The organism is Protofrankia sp. BMG5.30 (genome assembly GCF_001983005.1).
Classification (GTDB): domain Bacteria; phylum Actinomycetota; class Actinomycetes; order Frankiales; family Frankiaceae; genus Protofrankia; species Protofrankia coriariae.
This window is the reverse complement of sequence record NZ_MOME01000004.1, coordinates 21,730-42,360: the sequence shown is the minus strand read 5'-3', so window position 1 is coordinate 42,360 and position 20,631 is coordinate 21,730. Positions and strand designations below refer to the sequence as shown.

General features: G+C 70.7%; 19 protein-coding genes. 13 read left to right on the top strand and 6 right to left on the bottom strand.

Going from position 1 to position 20,631, the window contains the following annotated elements; genetic code table 11:
- The first annotated feature begins 245 nt into the window (after nt 1-245).
- On the top strand, nt 246-2,087 hold the full coding sequence (typA, locus tag BL254_RS00915; protein ID WP_076842250.1) for a translational GTPase TypA: 1,842 nt from the start codon (nt 246-248) through the stop codon (nt 2,085-2,087).
- Between the two features lie 94 nt (nt 2,088-2,181).
- On the opposite strand, the gene BL254_RS00910 is transcribed toward typA, so the two are convergent.
- Nucleotides 2,182-3,450, bottom strand: a complete 1,269-nt coding sequence (locus tag BL254_RS00910; RefSeq protein ID WP_076842249.1) for a CdaR family transcriptional regulator — start codon at nt 3,448-3,450, stop codon at nt 2,182-2,184.
- A gap of 292 nt (nt 3,451-3,742) precedes the next feature.
- Here BL254_RS00910 and BL254_RS00905 point away from each other — a divergent pair, with 292 nt between their 5' ends.
- The 5 genes from BL254_RS00905 (at nt 3,743) to BL254_RS00885 (ending at nt 8,268) form a co-directional block, all read left to right on the top strand.
- Nucleotides 3,743-4,963, top strand: a complete 1,221-nt coding sequence (locus BL254_RS00905) for a phosphotransferase family protein (protein WP_047221182.1) — start codon at nt 3,743-3,745, stop codon at nt 4,961-4,963.
- Nucleotides 4,964-5,010: 47 nt separating this feature from the next.
- The gene (locus BL254_RS00900; RefSeq protein WP_139342113.1) at nt 5,011-5,520 is read left to right on the top strand and encodes a hypothetical protein; all 510 of its coding nucleotides are present in this window, start codon (nt 5,011-5,013) and stop codon (nt 5,518-5,520) included.
- 189 nt (nt 5,521-5,709) lie between these two features.
- Complete coding sequence (locus tag BL254_RS00895) at nt 5,710-6,669, top strand: hypothetical protein (RefSeq protein ID WP_076842247.1); 960 nt, start codon at nt 5,710-5,712, stop codon at nt 6,667-6,669.
- A gap of 221 nt (nt 6,670-6,890) precedes the next feature.
- On the top strand, nt 6,891-7,781 hold the full coding sequence (gene mshB, locus BL254_RS00890) for an N-acetyl-1-D-myo-inositol-2-amino-2-deoxy-alpha-D-glucopyranoside deacetylase (RefSeq protein ID WP_076842326.1): 891 nt from the start codon (nt 6,891-6,893) through the stop codon (nt 7,779-7,781).
- 85 nt (nt 7,782-7,866) lie between these two features.
- Nucleotides 7,867-8,268, top strand: a complete 402-nt coding sequence (locus tag BL254_RS00885; RefSeq protein WP_338052656.1) for a DUF6113 family protein — start codon at nt 7,867-7,869, stop codon at nt 8,266-8,268.
- 132 nt (nt 8,269-8,400) lie between these two features.
- Here the strand turns inward: BL254_RS00885 and BL254_RS00880 are convergent, their stop codons facing one another.
- A complete protein-coding gene (locus tag BL254_RS00880) occupies nt 8,401-9,345 on the bottom strand; it encodes a transglutaminase-like domain-containing protein (protein ID WP_076842246.1) in 945 nt (314 codons plus the stop codon).
- A gap of 347 nt (nt 9,346-9,692) precedes the next feature.
- Between BL254_RS00880 and fdxA the strand changes: the two genes are divergently transcribed.
- Both fdxA and dapC read left to right on the top strand, forming a co-directional pair.
- Entirely contained in the window at nt 9,693-10,016 is a 324-nt protein-coding gene (fdxA, locus tag BL254_RS00870; RefSeq protein WP_013872332.1) for a ferredoxin, read from the top strand.
- A gap of 56 nt (nt 10,017-10,072) precedes the next feature.
- Nucleotides 10,073-11,494: a succinyldiaminopimelate transaminase gene (dapC, locus tag BL254_RS00865; RefSeq protein WP_047221269.1), complete on the top strand. Its 1,422-nt coding sequence runs from the start codon at nt 10,073-10,075 to the stop codon at nt 11,492-11,494.
- A gap of 299 nt (nt 11,495-11,793) precedes the next feature.
- Here the strand turns inward: dapC and BL254_RS26705 are convergent, their stop codons facing one another.
- Entirely contained in the window at nt 11,794-12,066 is a 273-nt protein-coding gene (locus BL254_RS26705; RefSeq protein ID WP_047221177.1) for a FitA-like ribbon-helix-helix domain-containing protein, read from the bottom strand.
- 231 nt (nt 12,067-12,297) lie between these two features.
- Between BL254_RS26705 and BL254_RS00855 the strand changes: the two genes are divergently transcribed.
- Both BL254_RS00855 and dapE read left to right on the top strand, forming a co-directional pair.
- Nucleotides 12,298-13,143, top strand: coding sequence for a 2,3,4,5-tetrahydropyridine-2,6-dicarboxylate N-succinyltransferase (locus tag BL254_RS00855; protein ID WP_047221176.1), 846 nt, complete (start codon nt 12,298-12,300; stop codon nt 13,141-13,143).
- A 31-nt stretch (nt 13,144-13,174) separates the two neighbouring features.
- Complete coding sequence (dapE, locus tag BL254_RS00850; protein WP_047221175.1) at nt 13,175-14,308, top strand: succinyl-diaminopimelate desuccinylase; 1,134 nt, start codon at nt 13,175-13,177, stop codon at nt 14,306-14,308.
- A 99-nt stretch (nt 14,309-14,407) separates the two neighbouring features.
- Here dapE and BL254_RS00845 read toward each other — a convergent pair whose 3' ends face one another.
- Together BL254_RS00845 and folP are read right to left on the bottom strand one after the other, a co-directional pair.
- The gene (locus tag BL254_RS00845) at nt 14,408-15,169 is read right to left on the bottom strand and encodes a tyrosine-protein phosphatase (RefSeq protein WP_047221174.1); all 762 of its coding nucleotides are present in this window, start codon (nt 15,167-15,169) and stop codon (nt 14,408-14,410) included.
- Between the two features lie 527 nt (nt 15,170-15,696).
- Nucleotides 15,697-16,656, bottom strand: coding sequence for a dihydropteroate synthase (folP, locus tag BL254_RS00840; protein WP_047221173.1), 960 nt, complete (start codon nt 16,654-16,656; stop codon nt 15,697-15,699).
- Between the two features lie 222 nt (nt 16,657-16,878).
- On the opposite strand from folP, the gene BL254_RS00835 reads away from it, so the two are divergent.
- The 3 genes from BL254_RS00835 (at nt 16,879) to BL254_RS00825 (ending at nt 19,673) form a co-directional block, all read left to right on the top strand.
- Entirely contained in the window at nt 16,879-17,352 is a 474-nt protein-coding gene (locus BL254_RS00835; RefSeq protein WP_047221172.1) for a DivIVA domain-containing protein, read from the top strand.
- 374 nt (nt 17,353-17,726) lie between these two features.
- Nucleotides 17,727-17,894 carry a DUF3117 domain-containing protein gene (locus tag BL254_RS00830; RefSeq protein WP_013872340.1) on the top strand — a complete coding sequence of 56 codons (168 nt, stop codon included), beginning with the start codon at nt 17,727-17,729 and terminating at the stop codon, nt 17,892-17,894.
- 15 nt (nt 17,895-17,909) lie between these two features.
- On the top strand, nt 17,910-19,673 hold the full coding sequence (locus tag BL254_RS00825) for a M17 family metallopeptidase (RefSeq protein WP_254857671.1): 1,764 nt from the start codon (nt 17,910-17,912) through the stop codon (nt 19,671-19,673).
- Nucleotides 19,674-19,926: 253 nt separating this feature from the next.
- Here the strand turns inward: BL254_RS00825 and BL254_RS00820 are convergent, their stop codons facing one another.
- Nucleotides 19,927-20,592 (bottom strand): O-methyltransferase, encoded by a 666-nt coding sequence (locus tag BL254_RS00820; RefSeq protein ID WP_076842243.1) that lies wholly within the window; start codon nt 20,590-20,592, stop codon nt 19,927-19,929.
- Nucleotides 20,593-20,631: the final 39 nt, after the last annotated feature.

The window sequence follows — 20,631 nt, the reverse complement described above, 5'->3', positions numbered from 1 at the left end:
ATGGTGGACACTCGCGGGCCGAGTTCGGACACGACCGTCTTCCTGGCGATCCTGCCCGGCGCGCGGCGTGTCCCGTCGAGGCGGCGTGTCCCGCCGGGCTGGGCGGCGCGTCCGTTCATCGTGGCGGCGCGGCCTCATGTCTGGCATCACCACTGTCCGGCGTAATCATCGTTCAGCGTCAACTGTCCAGAGCACCATGTCCAGCCAGGGGCGGCCGCCCCACGTCACCATCGGAGCCCGTCACCGTGTCTGTCCGTGCCGATCTGCGTAACGTTGCGATCATCGCCCATGTCGACCACGGCAAGACGACGCTCGTCGACGCGATGCTGCGGCAGTCCGGTGCCTTCGGCGAGCACTCCGAGGCCACCGACCGGGTGATGGACTCGATGGACCTCGAGCGCGAGAAGGGCATCACGATTCTCGCCAAGAACACTGCGGTCCAGTACGGCGACGTCACGATCAACATCGTGGACACGCCGGGCCACGCGGACTTCGGCGGCGAGGTCGAACGCGGCCTGTCCATGGTGGACGGGGTCGTGCTGCTCGTCGACGCGAGCGAGGGGCCGCTGCCGCAGACCCGGTTCGTCCTGCGCAAGGCGCTGGAGGCCCGGCAGCCGGTCATCCTGGTCATCAACAAGGTGGACCGCTCCGACGCCCGGATCGCGGAGGTCGTCGACGCCACCTACGAGCTCTTCCTCGACCTGGACGCGGACGAGACCCAGATCGACTTCCCGATCGTCTACTGCAACGCCAAGGCCGGCCGGGCGTCGCTCAACCGCCCCGCCGACGGCGGCAACCCCGACTCGCCCGACCTCAAGCCGCTGTTCGACGTGCTGCTGACCACCATCCCGGCGCCGGTCTACGACCCCGAAGCACCCCTGCAGGCGCTGGTCACCAACCTTGACGCGTCGCCGTACCTCGGGCGGCTGGCGCTGTGCCGCGTCCACAACGGGACGCTGCGGCGCGGGCAGACCACCGCGCTGTGCCGCGCCGACGGCCGCATCGACCGGGTGAAGATCACCGAACTGCTCGTCACGAAGGCGCTGGAGCGGGTGCCGGGCGAGCAGGCGGGGCCCGGCGACATCATCGCCGTCGCGGGCATCCCCGACATCATGATCGGTGAGACGCTGGCCGACCCGGACGACCCCCGGCCGCTGCCCGTCATCACCGTGGACGAGCCGTCGATCAGCATGACGATCGGTATCAACACCTCCCCGCTCGCCGGCCGGTCCGGGACGAAGCTGACCGCGCGGCTGCTGCGCAACCGGCTGGACGCCGAACTGGTCGGCAACGTCTCCATCCGGGTGCTGCCGACGCAGCGGCCCGACACCTGGGAGGTCCAGGGCCGCGGCGAGCTGGCGCTGGCGATCCTGGTGGAGCTGATGCGCCGGGAGGGCTTCGAGCTGACCGTCGGCAAGCCRCAGGTCGTCACCAGGGAGATCGACGGCAGGCGGCACGAACCGGTCGAGCGGCTGACCATCGACGCCCCCGAAGAGTACCTCGGGACGCTCACCCAGCTGCTGGCCGTCCGCAAGGGGCGCCTCGAGCAGATGGTCAACCACGGCACCGGCTGGATCCGGATGGAATACCGGGTGCCGGCCCGGGGGCTGATCGGCTTCCGCACCGAGTTCCTGACCGAGACCCGCGGCACCGGGCTCATGCACCACGTCTTCGACTCCTACGAGCCGTGGTTCGGCGAGCTGCGCACCCGGGCGACGGGGTCGATGGTGGCCGACCGCGCCGGCGTGGCGACCGCCTACGCCCTGTACAACCTGGGGGAGCGCGGCACCCTGTTCATCGGGCCGACCACCGACGTCTACGAGGGCATGATCGTCGGGGAGAACTCCCGCGCGGACGACATGGACGTCAACCCCACCAAGGAGAAGAAGCTGACCAACATGCGTTCGTCCACCGGGGACGAACTGGTGCGGCTGACCCCGCACCGGCAGCTCTCCCTGGAACAGGCGCTGGAGTWCTGCCGCGAGGACGAGTGCGTCGAGGTCACCCCCGGCCCGGTCCGGCTGCGCAAGGTCGCGCTGACCGCGGCCGAGCGGGAGAAGCTCCGCTCCCGCCGCCGCGCCGGCTGACCCCGACGGCCTCGTCCGCCGCAAGTCCTCATCCCTCCTGAGATCTCATCCGCTGTAAAGCGTCCCGCTATAGGGCGTCATCCGTTGTGAGGCGTCATCCGCCGTGGAGGGTGTGTTCGATGAGGAGGGCCGCGCCGAGCTCGAGGATGTCCTCGGACAGCGGTCTGCCCAGCAGTTCCTCGGCCTGTGCGAGCCGGTAGCTGACCGTCTTGTGGTGCACGTGCAGCAGCCGGGCGGCGCGTGTTCTGCTGCACCCCTGGGAGAGGAACGTCAGCAGCGTTTCGCGCAGCCGCCGGCAGTCCTCGTTGCGGCGGCCGAGGGCGCCGAGACGTTCGTCCGCGAGCCGCTGGGCGCGGCCGGGGTCGGCGCACAGCAGCGCGGCGAGTTCGACGTCACGGTGCCGGACCACGCCGGCGCCGGCCTGCCCGCTCAGCCGTGCGACGCGCTCGGCATCGCGGGCCTGATAGTGGGACCGGCGGAACCCGGCCCGGCCCCGTCCCACGGATCCCATGCCGCCGAGCGTTCCGACCAGTGGAGTAGCCGCGATCCTGGCCAGGGTGTCCTCGTCCGGCCGGGCTGGCCAGGCGAACCAGGCCCACCACGTGCCGTCGCCCACCGGCAGCGTGAGTACCGCTGACGCGGCCGCGGCGCCCAGGTCGTCCAGCGCGCGCCGGACGTCGCCACCGGCGCCGGTCGGCGCGAGCACCATTGCCACGTGATGGGCCCGCACGTCGTAGCGGAGCAGTGAGCTCACCGCGATCTCGTCCACCGGGTCGTCAGCGACGAGTTCACAGATGAGGTCGCTGGGCGCGCGGCGCTGGAAGACACGCGGGACGTGCCCGCCGAACTCGGCGTGGTACTCGTCGACCAGGTGCGCGCAGGAGTGGTCGACGAACGTGAAGATGTGCTGGGAGGACAGCGACAGGACCTCGCGCAGCAGGTCGAGGTCGACCACCCGTTCGCCGACGTGGGCGCTCCACTTCTGCCAGAGCAGCCCGTGGCCGTAGTGGTAGGCGCGCARCAGGTCGGTGACGTCCCCGCCGCCGAGGATCGAGTGGCGCAGCAGGTTGCGGGCGCCCAGGGGCGGCTCGATCGCCGTGGCCGGGATGCCGAAGGCCAGCGTGGAGAAGATCGCCCCGACGTTCTGGTCGGTGCTCTCGCGCACCGCGTCGATGGCCGCCGGCGTCCGGTTCGGTACCAGGGTCGGCTGGCCGGCGAGGACCTGTTCGGTGATCTCGACGGCGATCTCGGCGGAGCGCAGCAGCAGTTCGTGCGCGCAGCGCTGGATCGCTTCCGTGGCGGATGCGTACTCGGCCGGTTTCGGAACGTCTAACGCGGGCTCCGTGTCGCGCTTCCCGGGCATCGGCCGAGCGTAACAGTTTCTTCAGTGAGAAGTGGTGTACGTCACATCGAGCTTGTCCTTTCTGCCGGCTCCTCTGCTCCGTTCGGGACAGCCCACCCCCGCACCGCGGGATGCCGCCGGTCGTCGCTGGCGGTCCGGGTGACGCCCGTCCCACAGCCTTGCCAGTGCCGGATATTGGCGTGCCGATCGTGCTCCGCCACAATTCCTGTCAACAGGAAAACCGGCGCGGCCGAAGCAGGTGAAAACCTTTCCCGCCGCGCGGGAACACATACCCGACGATGCGGGGGCCCGCATGCTGACCGCTGAAAAAATCCCGCCCCGGGGCCATGACAAAAATGCGCCCCAGCCAGCCTGGATCGAACATCTACGTGGCCGCTACACCACCGAGAGGGAGGTCGACGCGATTCTCACCCGTCGGCTCGGGCGACGCGCCGGCCCGGGTTATGCGCCGCAGTCCCTGGCCACGCTGCGGGCCGGTGTGGAGGCGCTGCTGCGCGACGAACTCGACGAGCCCTTCACCGTCCTCGACACCCGCTGGCTGACCGGCGGCGCGTCGAAGGTACAGATGGCCTTCACCCTCGACTGGGTCGAACCGGGTGTCGGCCGCACCCGGACGCCGATGGTCCTGCGGATGGAACCGGCCGAGTCGATCGTCGAGACCAGCCGATTACGGGAGTTCCAGCTGATCAGGGCCATGCGGGGGGTCGTRCCGGTGCCCCCGGCGTACTGGGTCGACGCGGACGGCAGCCACCTGCCCTATCCGGCATTGATCTACGGTTTCGTGCCGGGGGCGACCAAGCCCTCGACGGCGACCAGCGGTGTCAGCGGGCTCGGCATCAACTTCGGGCCCGCGTTGCGAGGCCCGCTGGCCTCGCAGTTCGTCGAGCATCTCGCCGCCGTCCACACGTTCGACTTCAGCGGCGCGCAGCTCAGCGCATTTGACGTCCCGCAGGTCGGGACGCAGAGCGTGGAATGGGGCCTGAACTGGTGGGCCCGCGTCTGGGAGGAGGACTGCGGCGAGGAGGTGCCCCTGATGAACCTCGCCGCCCACTGGATGCGCCAGAACATGCCGCCGGCCGACCGCATCTGCGTCATCCACGGCGACTACCGGGCGGGGAACTACCTGTTCACCGAGGCCGACGCCCGCATCACGGCGTTGCTGGACTGGGAACTCGGCCGGCTCGGCGACCGCCACCAGGACCTCGCCTACCTGGCCACCCCCGTCTTCGGTCACCTCGCGGAGGACGGCGTCACCTTCCTGGCCAGCGGCCTGCTGCCGCCCGACGAGCTCTACGAAGCGTACGAGAAGGCGTCGGGGCTCACCGTCGACCCCCGCCGGCTGCATTTCTACAAGATATACAACGCGTTCTTCCTCGCTGCCCTGACGCTCGGGACGGGATATCGGATCGCCCGCGGCGGGAAAACGCACCAGGACGTTCTCGTAGCCTGGCTGATCGGGATTGGGAGTCTGTTGCTGGACGAGATCCGCGTGCTTCTCGAGAAAGGTTTCTGACAATGATGGTGCGCCCTGACACCCAGCTCCGGACGATTATCAGGGCAATGACGGAGGTTGTCCTGCCCGCCGTCGACCCGGCCAACCAGATGGCCCAGGAACAGGCCCGGGTGGTGGTCGRCACCCTCCTGCTGATGGCCGAGCGGTTACCCCTGCAGTTCCAGTTCGACCGCGACGAGCTACAGCGGCTGACCGACTTCGCCGAACAGCTCGCGGGGGTGGCGAGCGGGGGGCCACGGACGTCGGATCTGATCATCCGCCTCGCCGCGGACGCGCGGGCCGGCAGAGACGTCCTGGAGCGCGCGAAGGCCGACCCCGCCGAACTGGTGGACACCGTCCGCCAGCTGCGGGCCGTCGCGGGCGCCGTCGTCGACACCGTCTTTGCCGACGACGCCGCCGCGTCCTGCCGCGACGCGGTATGGCACGCGGTGCTGACCATGTCCCGCGATCAGCTCCTCCGGGAGCGGGCGTGGGTCCTGCCCCAGGGATTCGAGCAGGACCCGTCGAGCCTGCCGTCCCTCGACAGCCTCCTCGGGACGGCCGCTGCCACCGGGTAGAGCCCCCCACCTGGCCACCCGGCGCCGGCCTCGCGCGTCCCGGCGTCCCGGCCATGCCCGCTGGGCCGGTCCGTGGCCCCGACCGGCCCAGCCGTCCCGTCCGTGCCTCCTGTCCGCGTCCTGTCCGGGTCCTGTCCAGGTCCTGTCGATGGCCGTTCCGCGGACGGAGTACGAGCCGAAGGAAACGTCATGAGCGCCGATCTCGCCCGCTTCGAGGGTGTTGTCTCGGACGACAACCAGCCTCTGTGGAACCAGAGCTACTACCTGAACTTCTACGACCCGCGGACCCGTGTCGGCTGCTTCGTCCGGATGGGTCTGCTGGAGAACCAGCGGCACGCCAACAACTGGCTGATCGTCTTCCGGGACGGCCTGCCGGTCTTCGTCCGCACGAACCTCACCCTGCCCTACACCGACGACCGTCCGGAGAAGGGCATCGCCCTGGCCGGTGTGCGCATGCGGTCGCTGTCCCCGCTGTCGAGCACCCGGGTGACGTTCGCCGAAGGCGATTTCAGCCTCGATCTGCGGTGGGACACGACCTACCCGCTTGCCGACTGCATCGCCCTGACCCGGGACACGGAGGGCTCGTTCGCCCGGGAGATGGCCCAGGTCCATCTGGAGGGCCCCTGCACGGTCGCCGGGCAGGTCACCGTCCGGGGCAGGCGGACCGAGGTCACCGGCACCGGGTTTCGTGACGTCGCCGCTGGTGTCCGTAACTGGGACGGTGTCCGGCACTACCGTCTCGCCTGGCCGGTCTTTGACGACGGCACRGCGTTCGCCGGTGTCCACGGCGTGTCGACCGGGGGCGCCGACGCCTACATGCGGATGTTCCACGACGGCCGGGAGTGGCTGCGCGTCACCCGTATCGACGACCACAACGAGTACGCGCCCGGCCCCTTCCAGGTCTCGCGAATGGACTGGGCGTTCACCGACGAGAAGGGGCGGACGTCCGGTTTCACCGCCCGGCCGCTGTTCAGCTGGTTGCTGCCCCAGGACTCGTTCGTGATCTGTGAGCAGATGATGGAGTACCGCCTGGCCGACGGCACGCTCGGCTACGGCCTGTGCGAGGGCGGTTTCCGGCTGCCATGGAGCGTCCCGAGCCCGACCGGGCAGCCCGACGGGAGCAGCCAGGTGGCGGTGGGCAGCGGCTGACGGCACCGGTTGGCGGCACCGGCTGGCGGCACCGACTGATCGAGCCGGACACACCCTGCCCCGTCCGCGGTCGTCGATCTCGTACGGTCGTCGATGTGAATGCCATCGGTGCGAATGCCCCGGGGGACGCCCCTGGGGACGCTCCCGGGGACGTAGCCAGTCGCGTCCCCGGAGACACGGTGTCCGCCCGCCGTCCGGCCGGGCCGCCCGCGCGGCGGGTCATGTTCGTGCACGCGCATCCCGATGACGAGGTGATCGGGACGGGTGTGACCATGGCGTCCTACGCGGCGGCGCCGGACACCACGGTCACCCTGGTCACCTGCACGCTGGGGGAGATGGGCGAGGTGCTCGTCCCGGAGCTGGTCAACCTGCGGTCGGATCTCGGCGACCAGCTCGGCGGATACCGGATGGGGGAGCTGGCCGCGGCCTGCGCGGCGCTCGGTGTCAGCGACCAGCGCTTCCTCGGCGGGGCTGGCCGCTGGCGGGACAGCGGCATGATGGGGACCCCGGGCAACGACGACCCACGCTGCCTGTGGCGGGCCGACCTCGACGTCGTCACCGCCGCGCTCGTCGGTATCGTCCGGGAGGTCCGTCCGCAGGTGCTCGTCAGCTACGACGCGAACGGCGGCTACGGGCATCCCGACCACATCCGCGCCCATCAGATCACCGTGCGTGCGTTCGACGCGGCGGCCGACCCGGACTTCGCGCCCGAGGCCGGCTCACCGTGGCAGCCGCTGAAACTGTATGAGACAGCCCTGTCGCGGTCGGTGCTCCAGGCCGGGATCGACTACTTCCGGTCGTCGGGCACCGGCCAGGAACTGCTCCCGGGAGTGGAGTCGGCCGAGGACGTGCCGACCACGGTGCCGGACGAGGCCGTCACCACCGAGATCGAGGCGAATCCCTACTATGAGGCGAAGGTCGCGGCGATGCGGGCGCACGCCACCCAGATGACAACGGATGGTTTCTTCTTCGCGCTGGCGGACGGTATCGGCCATCGCGCATGGGGTACCGAKCACTATGTCCTCACCAGGGGCAGGCGAGGGCCGGGTGCCGGGCCGTACGGGCGGGAGACCGACCTGTTCGCGGGGGTGGATCTCGATGTCCGTGACTGAGCGCCGAGCCGGCCGGGCGAGTGGAGTGGGACATGGCCAGGGCGGCCGTGCGGGCGGGGGGTACATGGCCGGTGAAGATCTTGAAATGTCCCGCTTATTCCTGGGGTCGGCCTACACGTTCGGTGCCTTCGGAGGGCTCGCGCTCGGCCTCTACGGGGTGTTCCTCGTCCCCGCGGGCCCGCGTCCCGGTGGGGTGCTGCTGTCGGTCGGCGTCGCCGTCGCCATGATCGGAAACACTGGCCTGGCGGTGCTGGCGCGCTGGCTGACCGGTACCCGGCTCGGCGCCGTGATCCCGCTGGCCGGCTGGGTGCCGATCGTGCTGTGGCTGGCTGCCGCGCGCCCCGAGGGGGACCTGTTGCTGCAGGCCAAGGCCGCTGGATACCTGTTCATGGTTCTCGGCGCACTCGCGCCGGTGGTCGTGGCGATGATCGGGCTGCCGCCGCGCGGCCTGTCCGCCGTGCCGCTGCCCGGTCCGCGCAACCAGTGACCGCCGCGGGCCGGGCCTGGCCGGTTCGGACACGGCCGGTCTTCCCGGCTTTCCGGCCTTTCTGCCCTTCCGACTCGCCGCGGGGCTGGCCGAGCCAGCCCCGAGCAGTTTCAGGGCTGGGTTCGGAGCGGGCTAGTTCAGGCGCGCCCGGGCGGCGTGCGCGGCCTCGCGGGCGGCCGCCGCGGCGGCCGGCTCCAACGGCCCGACCGCGTCGGCGAACGCCGTGAGATCCTCGGCGCCGCCCAGGAAGTCGCCGAGACGGACGAGCAGTTCCCCGCGCTCCCGGCGCAGGTGCACCGGGTGATGGGGCAGCAGCAGGGACAGTTCGACGGCCCACAGCCGCGTCGTGGTGGCCTCCGTCCGGGCAGCCCAGACCCGAATGTTGCCCAGCACCCGCATCAGCAGATCCACCGGGCTCATCGGCGCGAGGTACGCGCGGGTGAACGGCACCCCGGTGGAGCGGACCCGTTCCGCGGCCTCGTGCACCGTGATCAGCCGGCCGCCACAGAACGGGTCGACCAGGACGTTCCGGCTGGGCGAACCGATACCGACGATGACGTGCCCGGGCAGCCCGACGGGATAGGCCGGGATGCCGAGGCGGCGGGCGACCTCCACCCAGACCACGGACAGCATGATCGGCAGACCGCGCCGGCGGCGGAGCACCGAGCTCAGCAAGGAGGCGTACAGGCTGTCGTAGTCCGTGGGATCACCGTGGAATCTGCCCTGTACGCCGAGCGACTGCCGCAGGATCTCGGCGGCGGTGCGCACGTCCAGGCCGGCGAGTGTCTGGCCGGCGGTCGGCCCTTCCGCCGTGCCGGCCGCGCCACCAGCGCCGCCGGCCACACCACCAGCCGTGCCGCCGGCCGGGCCGCCAGGACCGCCGACGCTGTCGGGATCCCGCACGGTGACATCGGCGAGACGGCCGGTCTGCGCGGCCAGCGCATCCAGTTGGGCGAGCTCCCGCACCGGGTCGAGGCCCGGCTCGGCCTCGGCCGCGATCAGCAGGCAGGCCAGGCCGAGATCGACGGGCTCCTGTCGGACGGCTTCGGCAAACTGGCGTCGTGTCCGTACGGTCATTGCGGGTTCGCCTCCGTCTGCCCCGCGGCCTGCTCCGAGCTGGACCGGCGTACCGGCTGTGGCGGGACCCGCCGCCCGGCGACCAGATCTGTTTCGGCGACTCTCACGATAGAACCGTCCCTGGTGCGTATCGTCAGGCAGTGATCGGTCCAGGACAGCAGCTCCCCCACGACGTCGGTCAGTGGCAGGGGCCCGGCGACCCGTTGGCGGATCGATACCCTGGCGCCGGCGTCAGCAGGAGTGATACGGACGACATACACGACAAGCGAACGCCCTTGGTGTCGACACGGAACCGTTCAGGTSGATACTAAGGAATCAGTCGCCCGTGAGCCGAGGAGGAACAACCGGTGACCTACGTCATCGCGGAGCCTTGCGTCGATGTGAAGGACAAGGCCTGCATTGAGGAGTGCCCGGTCGACTGCATCTACGAGGGCGGACGGATGCTTTACATCCAGCCTGACGAGTGCGTCGACTGCGGAGCGTGCGAGCCCGTCTGCCCGGTGGAGGCCATTTACTACGAGGACGACGTGCCTGACCAGTGGAAGGGCTTCGCGGACTCGAACGCCCTGTTCTTCGAGGAGCTCGGCTCGCCGGGCGGGGCGTCGAAGGTGGGGGCGCTCGACTTCGACCCGCCCAGCGTCGCCACGTTGGCGCCGCAGGCCGAGTCCTGACCGGGCCCGTGGGGCCTGCCGCGGCCACCGGGCTTCGGCAGGCCCGTCACCGCCGTGTGCGGCTGCCTGACTTCCCCTGGGACGCGCTGACCCCGTTCGCGGAGAAGGCCCGTGCCCATCCGTACGGGCTGGTCGACCTCTCCGTCGGCACACCAGTGGACGCGACACCGCTGGTCGTTCAGCATGCCCTGGCCGCGGCGGCCAACGCGCCGGGCTATCCGACGACCGCGGGCACGCCCGAGCTGCGGGATGCCGCCGCCGGCTGGCTGGCGCGCCGGCTGGGCGTGATCGTAGACCCGTCCGCCGTGCTGCCGGTGATCGGGACGAAGGAACTGGTCGCGCAGCTGCCCGGCCAGCTCGGGCTCGGCCCGGGAGACCGGGTCTGGATCCCGACCCCGGCCTATCCGACGTACGAGGTCGGCGCCCTGCTGGCCCGCTGCGAACCTGTCCTGGGCCCGGCGGACGGCGTGGGGCTGGTGTGGCTGAACACCCCGGCCAACCCGTCCGGGCGGGTACTGACCGTGGACGAGATGCGCGCCGTCGTCGGCTGGGCCCGGGAGCACGGCATCGTCGTCGCCAGCGACGAGTGCTACATCGAGCTGGGCTGGGAGGCCCGTCCCGTCTCGGTGCTGCATCCGGACGTCTGCGGCGGCTCGCACGAGGGGCTGCTTGCCGTCCACTCGCTGTCGAAACGGTCGAACCTCGCCGGCTACCGGGCCGGATTCGTCACCGGAGATCCCCGGCTGGTGGCGGGCCTGCTGGAGGTCCGCCGGCACGCGGGCGCGATGCTGCCCACGCCGGTCCAGGCCGCGATGACGGCCGCCCTGGCCGACGACATGCACGTTGCCGAGCAGCGGGCGCGATACGCCAACCGCCGGGCCGTGCTCGCGGCGGCACTGGCGGTCGCCGGCTTCACGATCGAGCACAGCGAGGCCGGGCTCTACCTGTGGGCGACCCGCGGCGAGGACGCGTGGGCCACCGTGGACGCGCTGGCCACGGTGGGTGTGCTCGTCGCCCCCGGGGTGTTCTACGGTGAGGTCGGCCGCCGGCACGTGCGGATCGCCCTGACCGGGCCGGACGCGCAGATCGCCACCGTTCCGGAGCGGATGGCAGTGCTGCCGCCGCCGCAGGCTCCCGCGCCGTCCGTGGGGGGATACCACCCCGACGCCCGTACGACCGGGGCACACCCGGTGACGGCTCCTTCCTCGGCGCCTCCGTCGGCGGCCCATCAGCCGTCCGCACCTCGTCCGCCCGCGGGCCAGCCGGTACGGGGCCCGCAGCCCCGCTCCACCGGCACGGGAGCGCTTCCCGTCGCGACCTGGCCCACTTACGACGCCCCCGGCTACAGCACCTCCGGCCATGACAATCCTGCCTACGACAAGGCCGCCTACGACAGGGCTGCCTACAACGATGCCGGTTACGACGGCAACGGCGGGCACGGCGTCCAGGTCACAGCAGAACCACCGGACATCCGGTAACCCCCAAATTGTGCCTTTGGCACAATTTGGGGACCCCTGCCTCTTTGGTTGGTCGTGGTGGGTGGCTCGCGGATCGCCTGTTGACGATCCGCGAGGGGGTGTAACGGACTGTGTTATGTCTTCGGTATGCAGCGAGGGCGGGGGTTGCTAATCCGGCCCGGGCCGGCCGGTAGCTGAGTATGGATGTGAATCCGGTGCTGTGATGACAGCGGTGGATTCACATCCTTCTGTGTCTTTTGGGATGGTTTGTGGGGCCGGGACGCGGCGCTGGGCCTTCTGGRCTGGTCGTGGTGGGTGGTTCACGGGGTTGTGAAGGCGCAGCGGGGGCCAATGGTCCTGGCCGGCCGGAGGTCCGGGGTGGCGAGCCTGGCGCCCAGTGACTCGGCGAGTGCCACGCACCATCCGTCGTACGCGGTGATGTTCTCCCGTAGTTCCCACACCCGGGTGGCGAACGGCTCGTACAGCTGGGACCGCAGGTACTCCTGCAGGGAACGGCCGCTGAGCGCGGCCCGGGCGGCGAGTTCGTCACGAGTCTCGTCGGGGACGTCCCGAATTGTGATCGCGGTGACCATAGCAGCAGATGGCAAGCGGGTGGCCGGTGGACGCCGRCGTCGTGTCAGCGGTCTGCTGGCGGTCTTCTGGTCATCTTCCGAGGAGCTTCTGGTGTGTCTCCGGGCCGCGATGTGGGGATCTCCGTCGGATGGGCCGACCGTGCTCCCAGGCCGGCCTGGGAGGGGCCGGAGGAGCCAGCCGGGGAGTCAACCGGTTGGGCAGCCGCTGGCCGCCTCGTTAAGGTCGTGACCGTGAGCACCTCGGTTACGGTTTCTGACACCGCCATCGACCCCGCCATCGACACGTTGTGGGAGAATCCCGACGCGTCCGAGGCACCGGACGGCCGTCCCGTGTATGACGTCGTGGTCGAAGCGGTCAATCTGTTGGACACGGGGAAGGCGAGGGTCGCCCACGTCACCGACACCGGTGAGGTCGTCGTGGACGAGCGGGCCAAACGCGCCATCCTGCTCGCCTTCCGGGTACTGCCGATGGCCGAGTCCGCCGCCGGCGACTTCCGTTACCACGATCGTGTGCCGTTGAAGACGTCCTTCGACGGGGTACGGGTGGTACCGGGCGCGATCGTCCGCTGGGGCGCGTATGTCGAACCGGGCGCGGTGCTCATGCCGAGCTACACCAACATCGGCGGATACGTCGGAGCCGGCACCCTGGTCGACACCTGGGCGACGGTCGGCTCCTGCGCGCAGATCGGCCGTCGGGTGCACCTGTCCGGCGGCGTCGGCATCGGCGGGGTGCTGGAGCCGCCGAACGCGAAGCCGGTGGTGATCGAGGACGACGCGTTCATCGGCAGCCGGTGCATGGTCGTGGAGGGTGCGCGGGTGCGTCGCGGCGCGAAGCTCGGCGCGGGCGCGATCCTGACCGCGTCCACCCATGTCTTCGACGCGAACACCGGCGAGGAGTACCCCCGGGGCGAGATCCCCGAGCGGGCGGTCGCGGTCGGGTCCAGCCGGGTGAAGTCGTTCCCCGGCGGGGACTACGCGCTGCCGTGCGTCCTTGTGCTGCGGACACTCGCCGAAGGGGAGATCCACGACAAGCTCGCGCTCAACGACGTCCTGCGGGAGCACGGTGTCGCCCCCTGAGCCGGGGAGACGAAGCGACGTGGGCCCGGGCATGCGCCTTGATCTGAGCCTGTCAGCGACGGAGCTGACCCGCGCTGTCGTCGACATCCCCTCGCCGAGCGGGGCCGAGAGTACGCTCGCGGACGCGGTCGAGGAGGCCCTGACCGGCCTCGGCGGGCTGCGGGTGGACCGTGACGGCGACGCGGTCGTGGCCCGGACCGAGCTGGGCCGGCAGACCCGGGTGCTGCTCGCCGGGCATCTGGACACCGTTCCGATCGCGGACAACCTGCCCAGCCGGCTGGCGGACGGGCACCTGTACGGATGCGGGACCTCGGACATGAAAGCCGGGGTGGCTGTGATGCTGCGGCTGGCGGCYGTCCTCGCGGGCTCCGTGGGGTCTGTCGGTACCGCCGCGTCCACGCCGTCCGTGGGCTTCGTTCCCGCGCACGACGTGACCTGGGTCTTCTACGACAACGAAGAGGTCGACGCCGTCCGCAACGGCCTGCGCCGCCTGGCCGCGAACCATCGGGACTGGCTGGACGCCGACCTTGCGCTGCTCCTGGAGCCGACGTCGGGCGAGATCGAGGCCGGCTGCCAGGGCACCCTGCGGGTGGCCGTCACGGTGCCGGGACGCCGGGCGCACTCGGCCCGGTCATGGCTCGGGGAGAACGCGATCCACCGGGCCGCGCCGCTGCTGGAACGGCTCGCCAGCTACCAGCCGCGGACGGTGACGATCGACGGCTGTGTCTACCGGGAGGGCCTCAACGCCGTGCGGATCACCGGCGGCGTGGCCGGCAACATCGTTCCGGACGTGTGCGAGGTTCTGGTCAACTACAGGTTCGCTCCGGACCGTGACGTTGCCCAGGCGCTCGACCACGTTCGGGAGACCCTGGACGGGTTCCCTGTGGAGCTGACCGACAGCGCGGCCGGTGCRCTGCCCGGGCTGACCGCGCCGGCCGCGGCCGCGTTCGTCCGGGCGGTGGGGCGCACGCCCGTCGCCAAGTACGGCTGGACGGACGTGGCCCGGTTCGCGGCCCTCGGCATCCCGGCGCTCAACTATGGCCCGGGTGATCCCAATCTGGCTCACACCCGGGACGAACGCGTCGAACTGGAGCTGATCGACACTGCCGAGGACGTGCTACGCCGCTACCTGACCGGGCCGGCCGCCGGCCCCGGCCGGCCGTGAGCGCGCCGGCGCGTCTCGAAGCCCGGTCCGGACATCCGATGGCCGATTCGCGTCAGCGTCATGACGCGAATCGGTTGTACGAAGGATCGGCCGTACGAATCAGCCGGTCATGCCCGTAATACCCGGGGCGAGGCCGACGCGCAGCGCGTCGATGATCGGCGTGGGTATGCCGGTCGAAGTCGCCCAGGTCAGGGCACCGCCGTTTCGTGACCGCAGCAGGTCGAGGAATATGTCCATGGTCTGGGCCTGTAGCAGCGCCGGGCCGAGCCCGGTCGTGCTCGACGCGCCGTACAGTGGATTCTGCTCCAGCCGGGCGGCGATGTGGTGCGCATGGTGATTGCTGCGCAGGAAGTCCCGTGCGATCTCGTCGTTCCTGACCCCGACCAGGCTCAGGAGAATGGCCGCTATGAGACCGGTCCGGTCCCGGCCGGCGGCACAGTGAAAAAGGACGGGGATGTTCCTGTCCAGGGAGTCGGCGATGATGCCGAAAACCTTCCCGATGGTGGGTGCGCCTTCAACGAGGTTCTTGTAGTAGCCCTCGGCGAGTGCCACGGGATCGCGACCGTCGGGAAACGGCTCGCGGCCGATCCGGCCCTCCGGCATCACGGAGAGATGGTATGTCTCGAGTTCCGGGAAGATGCGCTGGTCCTGGAGTCCGTCGCCGTCGGCCTCCTCGGCTGTTCGCAGGTCGATGATTACACCGATTCCCGCTTCGTCCAGGAGGTAGCCGCGATCACTCGTCGACAGGCCGTGCAGCGCGTCCGACCTGAACACGAGCCCGTGCCGGGTAGCCTGATCGTCGTCCAGCGCCAGTCCACCAAGATCCCGGAAGTTGAACAGGCTGTCGAACTCGAAGGACACTGGTCAGCCCCCTCGACATGTATGAAAAGATCTTGACGTCCGGTGGCAGAAGTGAATCCTACCCCAGGGCCGGGGCCCGCGAGGTGTCCGTTGAAATGACATCCGACAACAAGTGGTGGACGTGGGCGCGTGGTCTGGAATATGCCATGACCCGACGGCGCCGGAGAACGACCGTCCGCCACTCGTTGCCTTCGTGCCGGATGCTGGAACTCCGCGCCGTACCTGGCGCCGGCCCGAAGTCGAGCCCGACTCCGGGCTGCGCGTGGCCGCGGGCTGGCGGCATCCCGGCACCCGGTAATCAGAGCGGATCCGGCTCGTGGTGACATACGGGATTCACATCCACAACCATTCCGTAATAATCAGGCCAAGAATAGGTGGCGAAGCGGCGGCATCGTAACGTCCGAGGAGGTGTGTCGGGAATCGGACAGTCCGGTCCTCGTGACGGGCATCCGGGATGGCCCCGGAACGGGCCTGCCGTAACGCGAGGACACGGACGGACGGCGGACCGCGTCRCGTTCGGCCCGGCGCTACGCGAGAGCCCGGCGCGAGACGGCGAGATCGCGGGTGCCGCGGATCGCCGCCACCGTCTCCAGGATCTTCCGGGTCGGTGCCACCTGGTGGGCCCGGAAGATCCTGGCGCCGAGCCACGCGCTCACCGCGGTCGCGGCCAGGGTGCCTTCCAGCCGCTCCGTCACAGGGCTGTCGAGGACCTCGCCGATGAAGTCCTTGTTCGACAGCGCAACGAGCACCGGCCATCCGGTGGCGACCAGTTCGGGCAGCCGGCGGGTCGCCTCCAGAGAGTGGCGGCTGTTCTTGCCGAAGTCGTGCCCGGGGTCGACGATGATGGCCTCGGGTCGCACACCGAGCGCTCTGGCGCGTTCGGCGAGCCCGGTCGTCGTGGCGACGATGTCGGCGACCACGTCGTCGTAGGTGACCCGGTGCGGGCGGGTACGCGGCGGCTGGTGCCCGGAGTGGGTGCAGACCAGGCCCAGCCCGTGTTCGGCGGCGACCTCGGCGAGCTGGGGATCGACGCCGCCCCACGCGTCGTTGAGCAGGTCGGCGCCCTCGGCCGCCACGATCCGGCCGACCTCGGCGCGCCAGGTGTCAACGCTGATCACGATGTCGGGGTGCCTGGCGCGGACCAGCGCGACGAACCCGCCGACCCGGCGCAGCTCCTCGGCCGCGTCGACATGCTCACCAGGGCCGGCCTTGACCCCGCCTATGTCGACGATCCGGGCGCCTTCCGCGACCGCGCGGTCGACGGCGGCCARCGCCTCGCGCTCGCCGTAGGTGGCGCCCCGGTCGAAGAAGGAGTCCGGTGTCCGGTTGACGATCGCCATGATCACCAGGTCGGCCGGGTGGAACGTCAACGAACCGAGCCGCAGGTCACCGCCACAGCCCGCGGGGAGCACCGGGAGGGGGCCGGCCGGTGCTCCGGAAGCGTTCGGTGCTCCGGGAGCAGCGGCGGTTTCGACGTCGGTGGACATCCAGTCCAGCTTAACCGGTCACCCGCCCACGGACCGCCACGCGACCGTGGGCGGGAGCCCGCGCCCCGGTCGTTGGGCCAACGCCACGGCCTGGCCGCCGCACGGCTGTGAGCAGGGGCCGGCGCGCATCACGGACCTCTCCGAGCAGCCTGGCAACCGTGTACGCATGCGGACGGGGTGGCACATGCGGCGGAACTCTGCCGACCGTGTAACGATCGTTGGGTGTTGCTCGCTGTCGAGATCGTGGTTGTCGCCGCCATCGTCTTCGCCGTCGCGGCCCTGGCGGTGGGCAGGTTCGACCGATTGTCGCCTGCTCCGCGCGACGCGGCTGACCAGCGCCTGCCGTCACCGACGGTGTCCGCGGACGATGTGGCCGGTATCCGGTTCGAGATGGCGTTGCGGGGATACCGAATGGCTGACGTGGACGCTGTGCTCGCGCGCCTTGCCGACGAGCTCGCCTGGCGCGACGCCGAACTCGCGCGACGGGACGAGGAGATGGTCCGGCTGGCCTCCTTCGCCCGACTCGATCGCTACCCCTGGTCCGCCCGGGGCACGGGCCAGGGCGGCTGGAGAGGCCAGGCCGAGGGCCCGGACACCGCGGACACCCACCARCCGACCGACACCGCCGGCACACGGCGTCCGTCGAACACCCCGGACAGCCCGCACAGTTCCCTGCCCGCGCCGCCATCGGGCTGACGCCCACCAGCGGCCGTACGCTGGAGGGTTACTGGCTCCCTGCCCGCGCCGGGTCGCCCGCTTGCCAGGCCCTGGATGCGGCGTGAGGCGTGGGGCTGTTCGTGGGGCTGTTYGTGGGGCTGCTGTCGTGTCGCACCGCCGTGGGTGGCGTGCGGGCGACACTGTGGTGGCTTTCCCGTCGTCCGCGGTGTCCTTATCGTGGGTGTTGGTTTGAATCGTGTTCGTGTTGGCGGTCCGGGGGTGTCTTTGGTGGTTTGCGGACCTGTCAGCCTGTGTCTGTTGTGGCGCTGCGGGGTGACGTGTTTCGGTTCCCGGCCTGTTCTCCGGGATAATCGCTGGTGGTAGCAGGTCCGACGGCAGGAAGAGGTGCACCGATGGCGGCCATGAAGCCGCGGACGGGTGACGGTCCGCTCGAGGTCACCAAAGAGGGGCGCAGCATAATCATGCGCGTCCCGCTCGAAGGGGGTGGCCGTCTCGTGGTGGAGCTGTTGCCTGACGAAGCGAAAGATCTTGGGGACGCGTTGAAGTCGGCGGCCGGCTAAGCATGCGCAGCCAGCGTGTCTGACGTTGTGGACAGCGGTTGGGCTGCTGCCCGCCCACCGATTGTGAGGCCGTGGGCCGGTGCCCCGCTGGACGCCGGTGCGCCGGTCCTGGCTTTGCTGACCCTCCCGCGGGAGGACGCGGGTGCGTTCGCGGTCGTCACCCCGGCCGGACGCGCGGTCGGCGAGTCGCTCGGCATAGATCTTGATCTTCTGCTTGCCGGGGAACGCGCCAGTGGCGACCAGGCCGAGGTGATCGCTATCCCGTTGGGGCGTGCTGCCGGCCCACGTAAGTTGCTGCTGGTGGGAGCCGGCAGACGGGACGCGGCGGCGTGGCGGGCCGCTGGTGCCGCGCTGGCTCGCCGGGCCGGGCCGGCCGACCGGGCCGCCGTGCTCGCGGACGCCCACGCCGGTGTCGACGCCGCCGCCGCGCGGGCCTTTGCCGAGGGTCTGGCGTTGGCCTCCTACCGACCGCTTGCCGCTTCCGGGCGCCCGACCGCCGCGGTGGGTGAGGCGAACGCCCCGCGCGGCACAGCGGGGCACGTCGATGGCCTCGGCGCCGGCAGCGCCACCGTCGAGCCAGCCGCTGCCAGGCCTGCCACTGTCGAGCCTGCCACTGTCGAGCCGGTCGCTGCCGGCACCGAGGCTGCCGCTGGTGCCGGGTCCGACGTCGCCGACGAGCCGTCGAAGATCCTGCGTGAGGTGACCCTCATCGTCGCGGATCCGCGGGACGCCGATCTGCGAGCGTCGCTCGCCGCCGCCGACGCGACCGCTCGTGCCGTCCACCTCGCCCGTGATCTGATCAATACGCCGAGCCTGCTGAAGTCACCGGCCTGGTTCGCCGACCGCGCGGTCGAGCTCGCCCGGGCCGCYGGCCTCGACGTCGAGGTACTTGGCCCCGACGAGCTGGCTGACGAGGGCTTCGGTGGGCTGGTCGCGGTGGGCGCGGGCTCGACGCGCTCACCGCGGCTGGTGCGGCTGACGTACAACGCCCCCTCGACCGATGGCTCCTCGACCGACGGCCCCGCGACGGCCGGGCAGCGGACGCCGGTGGACGCCCGGCACGTGGTGCTGGTGGGCAAGGGGATCACCTTCGACTCCGGTGGCCTGTCGCTGAAGCCCGCGACGTCCATGACCGCCATGAAGACCGACATGTCCGGCGCGGCGGCCATCCTCGCGACCGTGGTGACGCTGCCTGCCCTGCGGGCTCCCGGACGCGTCACCGCGCTGCTCTGCCTCGCCGAGAACATGATCGACGGGGGTGCGCTGCGGCCTGGGGACGTCATCTCCTGCTGGGGCGGTACCACCGTCGAGGTGCTCAACACCGATGCCGAGGGGCGTCTGGTGCTCGCCGACGGGCTCGCCTACGCAGCCACCCTGGCACCGGACGCGATCGTCGACCTGGCGACCCTCACCGGCGCGATCGCGATCGCCCTGGGCCGCCGGACGGCCGGCCTGTTCGCCTCGGACGAGGTCCTGGYCGATCAGCTCTCGTCCGCGGCGGCGGACGCGGGCGAACGGGTGTGGCGTCTCCCGCTGGTCGAGGACTACCGGCCGGCGCTGGAGTCCACCGTGGCCGACCTGGCGAACACCGGTACCGCGCTGAACGTCTCCGGCGGGTCGATCACGGCCGCGCTCTTCCTGCGGGAGTTCACTGGTGGCCTGCCCTGGGCACACCTGGACATCGCCGGCACCGCCCGGTCCGACTCCGACGACGGTGAGATCAGCAAGGGCGGAACGGGCTGGGGCGTACGTACTCTCCTGGCCTGGCTGGCCTCCTGAGCCCTGCCATGGCGTTGCCGGCAGCCCGGTGACCTATGCCGATACGGCATAGGTCAGGTCCGGCGCGGGTCGTGTCCGACGGATGTCCCATCACGCGGGAAGCCATCTGGATCACTGGCCGGGTAAACCGGCATCCGTCCGGAACGGCCCGGTCGCGCGAAGGTGCGGAAAACACGTAAGGACGAAAAACCGGCCTGAAGCCGGCCTGGCTGCGCGAGCGGCAGAAACAGCCTGGCCGAACGACCGGCCCGGTCTAACCGACCGGTGAGGACTTGGCGACCACGGCGACCAGGAGGCCGCCGTTGCCCGTGGTCAGGAGCATGGGGGTCAGCCGGCTGTCGTCACGGACGGCGGTGACCAGCTCCCGGGCCGCGGTGGTCTCGGCGTCGCGGGCGTCGGGGTCGGCAACCCGTCCGCCGGCGAGCGCGCCGGTGAAGACCACGATGCCGCCCGCCCGTAGCAGCCGGAGGGCCTGGTTGAGGTAGTCGGTGGCCTCACGCTGGTCCCCGTCGCAGAAGACCAGGTCGTAGGCGCTGTCAGTGAGCCTGGGCAGGACGTCGAGCGCGCGTCCGGTGATCAGCCGACTGCGGTTGGGCGCCATGCCGGCGTCCGCGTACGTACGGCGGGCCAGCCGCAGGTGCTCCGCTTCGACGTCGATGGTGGTCAGGGTCCCGTCCGGACGCATCCCGCGCAGCAGCCAGGTACCGGACACGCCGGTACCTGTCCCAATTTCGACAACTGTGCGGGCTGCCACAGAGGCGGCAAGGAAGCGCAGGATGGAACCGGTGCCCGGGGCGACCGGGACGATACCGACCTCCTCGGCGCGGGCTCGGGCAGCCCGCAGGGGAGGGTCTTCCAGCAGGAAGCCCTCCGTGTATGCGGCGGTCGAATCGACGGCCCCGGTGACTGTGTCGGGCATGACATAGGCAGCCTACGGGAACGCCGGGTGCTGATGGCG